The following is a 5,119-nucleotide window of genomic DNA, read 5'->3' on the forward strand; positions in this document are numbered from 1 at the left end:
TTCTCCGGTCGTCTGGATCGGCATCGGCCGGGCGATGACGAACCCCTGCACATGGCTGCAGCCCAGCTGCGACAGCATCGCGTGTTCGCCGATGGTTTCCACACCTTCGGCGAGGGTTTGCAGGCCCAGCCGATCGGCCATCGACAGGACGGCGGCAACCATGCGTTGCTGCGACGGGTCGGTATCGACCTGGGTCACATAGGACCGGTCGATCTTGATCCGGTTGACGGCAAACCGCCGGATCGAGGCGATGGAGGCATGGCCGGTGCCGAAATCGTCCAGATCGACGGGGCAACCCATCTTCGAAAGTGCCGCGATATTGCGGACGATGATGTCGTCGGCGGTTTCTGCGGCCACGGTTTCCAGAATCTCGATCGTAAGGCGGTCGGGCGTGAGGTCGAAGCGGTCAAGCTGCCATTTCAGTTTGCTGACCAGCGCCGGGTCACGCAATTCATCGCGCGAGAAGTTTACAGAGACGCCCGGTACGTCGAGACCGGCCGCATCCCACTGCCGCATGGCCGACAAAGCATGGCTGAGCATGACCTCACCCAGCCGTTCACCCAGCCCGGCATCGAGAAGCGCGGGCAGGAAATCCGACGGCGAAAGAACGCCACGCTGCGGATGCTGCCATCGGGCCAGCGCCTCAAAGCCGGATATGTCACCGGTATCGGTCGAAAGCTGTGGCTGAAAATAGGCGACGATTTCACCGGTTTCCAACGCGGCGCTGACACGCCGCTGCAATTCGTCATGGGCCGCTGTTGCGGTGGCGATGTCGGGCGAATAGGCACGGATCGTCCCCGGGCCGTTGCGCAAAGCGGTCATGAGCGCCGCCTCTGCCGCCGCAAGCAAGGATTGCCCGGTTCTGCCGGGCGAGCGGCCGGACAGGCAGAACCCGACCGAGGCGCTGACATAGACCGTAGTCGCGTCAATGCTGAGCGGTTCCGCGACCGCCGCCTTGAGGCGCGCCGCGACCTGGATCGCGGTTTCCAGGTCCATACGCCGACCGGGCGCCATCGCTATCGCGAAACTGTCCCCGTTGGCGCGGGCAAGGATATCGTCATCCCGCAGCACGCTGCGCAACCGCTCGGTCACCTTGCGCAAAACGACCTCATGCGCGTTGTGTCCGAACGCTGTGCGAATACGCTGCGGATCGTCCAGCCCGACAACCACACAGGCCGTCGAACGGCCGGTTTCTTCCTCGATAAAAAAGCCCTGATCCAAGGCATCGCATACGACAGTGGCCGGCGGCAGACCGGTCACGACATCGATCATGCGCGTGGGCTGCGGCGGTGCAGATCGCTCCGGACGCCGGGCCAGCAAGGCAAGTGGCGCGCCCGTCGCGGCAAAGAGCACAACCCCCTCAAGACCGAACCACAGCCAGGCAAGGAAGAGAGCAGGGCACAGAACCAACACTTCAGGCCGCGTCAGTTCTGCCCAGATCCCGGACAAAGCTGTGTCGCGTTGAAACCGAACCATGGCGGGCCCTTTCGTCAGCGGGCCACCAGACCGGCCCCGTTCAAGGTGACGCTAGGGGCCGCAAGTGAGCGCGAAGTTAATCCTCGCCGGAGAAAACCTGAGGAATTTCACTAAAATCCGATCTTTCCGATGCGATGGCCAGACCGGCAAAGTCGAAGAGCTTCGGGTCAAGCAGATGCGAGGGCCGCGCATTCATCAAGGCCCGGAACATCACCTGCCGCCGCCCGGGGCTGCGTGCCTCCCAGCCGTCGAGGATCTGCTTGACCTGCTGACGCTGCAGCCCGTCCTGCGATCCGCAGAGGTCGCAGGGAATGATCGGATAGTTCATCGCACGCGCGAACTTCTCGCAATCGGCCTCGGCCACGAAGGCCAGCGGGCGATAGAGGAAAAGATCGCCATCCTCGTTCACCAGCTTTGGTGGCATCGTCGCCAGCCGTCCGCCGTGGAAGAGGTTCATGAAGAAGGTCTCAAGGATATCGTCGCGGTGATGGCCGAGGACGACCGCCGAACAGCCCTCTTCCCGCGCGATGCGGTAGAGGTTGCCGCGCCTCAGCCGCGAACAGAGCGAGCACATCGTGCCGCCCGGCGCGATCTTGTCGGTGACGATGGAATAGGTGTCGGCATATTCGATCCGGTGTTCGACGCCCATCTTCGTCAGGAACTCCGGCAAGACCGTCGCCGGGAAACCGGGCTGGCCCTGATCAAGATTGCAGGCCAGAAGCTCGACCGGCAGCAGACCGCGCCATTTCAACTCATGCAGCACGGCAAGCAACGTATAGCTGTCCTTGCCACCCGACAGGCAGACCAGCCAGCGTGCGCCGCGTTCGATCATGCCGTAGGCTTCAATCGCCTCGCGCACCTCGCGCACGATCCGCTTGCGGAGTTTCTTGAACTCCGTCGAGCCGGGCGCGCCGTGGAACAGCGGATGGATATCGTCAAGATCATCAAGCATGGCATCTGCGATACTGCATCACCTGTGTTGCGGCAAGATGGGGCGAACTGCACGGATTTGATGCCGGGCGGATCAGGGAGCTGACGTTGCGGACATTACAGCGCGTGCAACATAAGCCGGGCGGGTGCCTGCCCGTGGGGTGGCGCAGCGACCTGTATTCGGGGTTCTTTATGCCCGCAAAGCCCCTCTGACCTAATGTGAAGCACATGGCCGCAAAAGCGCCAGCCCGCCGGGACGGGCAGGCGCTCGCCCGGCGCGCGTCGCGCTTGATTCCGGGCGAAAGGGATGGATTGGCCCTATGCACAGGCCCGTCTTTGAAAAACGCCGGTTTGATGGCATCCTTGCCGCATTGATCCAGCAATTTATCGGAGAAAGTCATGGACTACATATTCGTTGCGCGCAGCAAGAAGGGGGGCGGGTTCGGCGACGATCCGGCGACCAGCCATTTCGTCGCCGTGCCGGGCAATGCCAACGCCATCCTCTACAAACACAAGATCAAAAAGAACGACTGGCGCAAGGCGGTGATGGATGCGGCGCAGGGCGGCACCCCCAATCCGATGACGACGGGCGATATCGTCTTCTACGTCCACGGTTTCAACAATTCGCAGAAGACGGTGCTGGAGCGGCACCGCAAGATCAAGAAGGGTCTGGCCGCGCAAGGGTTCAACGGTGTTGTCGTCAGCTTTGACTGGCCAAGCGGTGACGTGGCGCTCAACTACCTTGAGGACCGCGACAAGGCCAAGGCGGCGGCGCATCAGCTTGTGACCGAAGGGATCGCGCTGTTTGCGAAATTGCAGGAACCCGATTGTCGGGTCGACATGCATATCCTCGCTCATTCGATGGGCTGTTTCGTGGTCCGCGAAGCGTTTGACGATGCAGATGACAGGACCGCAATCGCGGCGCGAAGCTGGGCGGTCAGTCAGGTCATGTTGCTCGCAGCGGACCTTTCCGTACATTCGCTGGACGCAGGAAATACGCGGTCCTTCGCGCTATACAAGCACTGTGCCCGGCTGACCAACTACTACAATCCGCGCGATGAGGTCCTGTCCGTTTCGGCGGTCAAGCGCGCGGGCGTGGAGCGGCGCGCCGGGCGGGTCGGGCTGGACAAACCGCCGACCGACAAGGCAGCCAATGTCTATTGCGGTGAGCATTTCAAGACGGCCTATCCCAAACTGCCGGTCGATGCGCAGCAGTCCCACGCATGGTATTTCGACGATGAGGTGCTGATGCAGGATGTGTTTTACACGATCAGCGGCGGTCTGGACCGGAACGAATTTCCGACGCGGGGCGTGACGGATCAGGGCAATCTGTCACTCCAGAAACCAGAAAGTTAATCCTGCCCGCGACGTGGCGGCACCGGATCATAGCCCGACCCGCCCCAGGGATGGCATCGTGCGATGCGTCGGGCCGCCAGCCAGCTGCCCTTGATCCCGCCATGTTTGTCCAGCGCCTCCAGCGCATAGGCCGAACAGGTCGGTTGATAGCGGCAGGATTGTCCGACCCAAGGGCTGAGGATCAGCCGGTAAGTGCGGACGGGCAGGGCGAAGATGTGGGCAAGCGGGCTCACTTTACTGTCCCGTGGACATGGTCAAGGGCGCGGTTCAGATCGCGTTGCATCTCGGCAAAGTCGCGGGTTGCGGTCACTTCTGGTCTGCCGACCAACACGTAATCCCAGCCGGGTCGGCCCTTGGCGGTCAGGACAATCCGGGCGATTTCGCGCAGGCGTCGCTTGGCGCGGTTGCGGGCGACGGCATTGCCGACCTTTTTCGAGCAGGTATAGCCGATGCGGATCAGATCCGGATCCGGTTCGCCCTCGCGCCGTTCGCGGGCCTGCAAAAGGAAACCGGGCGATCCGCGCCGCTTGGCCTGTGCGGCCTTCAGGAAATCGGCGCGTTTTGAGAGGACCTTCAGACAAACGGAAACCGCCGGTGGCTGATCCGCGCCCCGGCCGAGCTGGCCTTGCACGGGTGCCTCCGGCGGTGTCATGCCGTTGACTTTCTGTCTGGCCTCAGGCCGAAAGAACCTTGCGGCCCTTCGCGCGGCGTGCATTCAGGATCTTGCGGCCGGCTTTGGTAGCCATGCGCGCACGGAAACCGTGCCGACGGGCGCGGACGAGGTTCGACGGTTGAAATGTGCGCTTCATCGCTGCAACTCCGGTACGGTGGCCCAAAGCCCGGATGGGATTCGAAGGCCGGTATCATTCGAAGCCCGGCTATTAGACGGGCGGTCGTGGCAAGTCAACTCGCCCGGACGGTTTTTTTGCGCGGCTCGGCGCCTCAGACCTGATGATTTCGCGGCCCGGACCGCGTTCGGACGCGACAGAGGTTTAATCATCCGCAACGAATGCCTATTCTTGTGCTGACTGCAGAATGCAAGCGGATTTCAACCGGGGTTCAACCCGGCTCGGCGCATCAGGGGAACGAAACCAGCCATGCTGTTCAACACGCTGTCCGGCCGCTTCCTGCTCCTGACTGCAGCCTTCGTCATGGTGGCGGAAATCATGATCTTTGTGCCGTCGGTTGCGCGGTTCCGCGAAGACTACATCATGTCGCGGCTGGAACGGGCGCAGATCGCCTCTCTCGCGCTGCTCGCGACGGACGGGATGATTGATGAAAACCTAGAACGCGAGCTTCTGGCCAATGCCGAGGTCTACAACGTTGTCCTGCGTCGGGACGAGGTACGCCAGTTGGT

6 protein-coding genes and 1 pseudogene are annotated in these 5,119 nt (G+C 62.4%); 2 read left to right on the forward strand and 5 right to left on the reverse strand.

What is annotated here, in order from left to right; all coding sequences use genetic code 11:
* Positions 1-1,476 (reverse strand): putative bifunctional diguanylate cyclase/phosphodiesterase (locus WBB85_RS02250; RefSeq protein WP_432636997.1); only part of this gene is annotated, 1,476 nt, incomplete at its 3' end.
* A gap of 76 nt (positions 1,477-1,552) precedes the next feature.
* Positions 1,553-2,428 carry a tRNA 2-thiocytidine(32) synthetase TtcA gene (gene ttcA, locus WBB85_RS02255; protein ID WP_432636998.1) on the reverse strand — a complete coding sequence of 292 codons (876 nt, stop codon included), beginning with the start codon at positions 2,426-2,428 and terminating at the stop codon, positions 1,553-1,555.
* A gap of 377 nt (positions 2,429-2,805) precedes the next feature.
* On the opposite strand from ttcA, the gene WBB85_RS02260 reads away from it, so the two are divergent.
* Complete coding sequence (locus WBB85_RS02260) at positions 2,806-3,762, forward strand: alpha/beta hydrolase (protein ID WP_432636999.1); 957 nt, start codon at positions 2,806-2,808, stop codon at positions 3,760-3,762.
* Here WBB85_RS02260 and yidD read toward each other — a convergent pair.
* Genes yidD through rpmH form a run of 3 tightly spaced genes read right to left on the reverse strand, consistent with a single transcriptional unit; the run spans position 3,759 to position 4,571 of the window.
* Positions 3,759-3,995, reverse strand: a complete 237-nt coding sequence (gene yidD, locus WBB85_RS02265) for a membrane protein insertion efficiency factor YidD (RefSeq protein WP_432637000.1) — start codon at positions 3,993-3,995, stop codon at positions 3,759-3,761. The two genes, WBB85_RS02260 and yidD, sit on opposite strands and share 4 nt — an antisense overlap.
* On the reverse strand, positions 3,992-4,414 hold the full coding sequence (rnpA, locus tag WBB85_RS02270; protein ID WP_432637001.1) for a ribonuclease P protein component: 423 nt from the start codon (positions 4,412-4,414) through the stop codon (positions 3,992-3,994). The genes yidD and rnpA overlap by 4 nt, the downstream gene beginning before the upstream one ends.
* A gap of 22 nt (positions 4,415-4,436) precedes the next feature.
* Entirely contained in the window at positions 4,437-4,571 is a 135-nt protein-coding gene (rpmH, locus tag WBB85_RS02275) for a 50S ribosomal protein L34 (RefSeq protein ID WP_108851087.1), read from the reverse strand.
* 288 nt (positions 4,572-4,859) lie between these two features.
* Between rpmH and WBB85_RS02280 the strand changes: the two are divergent.
* Positions 4,860-5,119 (forward strand): annotated as a pseudogene (locus WBB85_RS02280) (sensor histidine kinase); the annotation flags it as partial.

Origin of the sequence: Albidovulum sp. (assembly GCF_049646345.1) — a bacterium.
GTDB lineage: Bacteria > Pseudomonadota > Alphaproteobacteria > Rhodobacterales > Rhodobacteraceae > Albidovulum.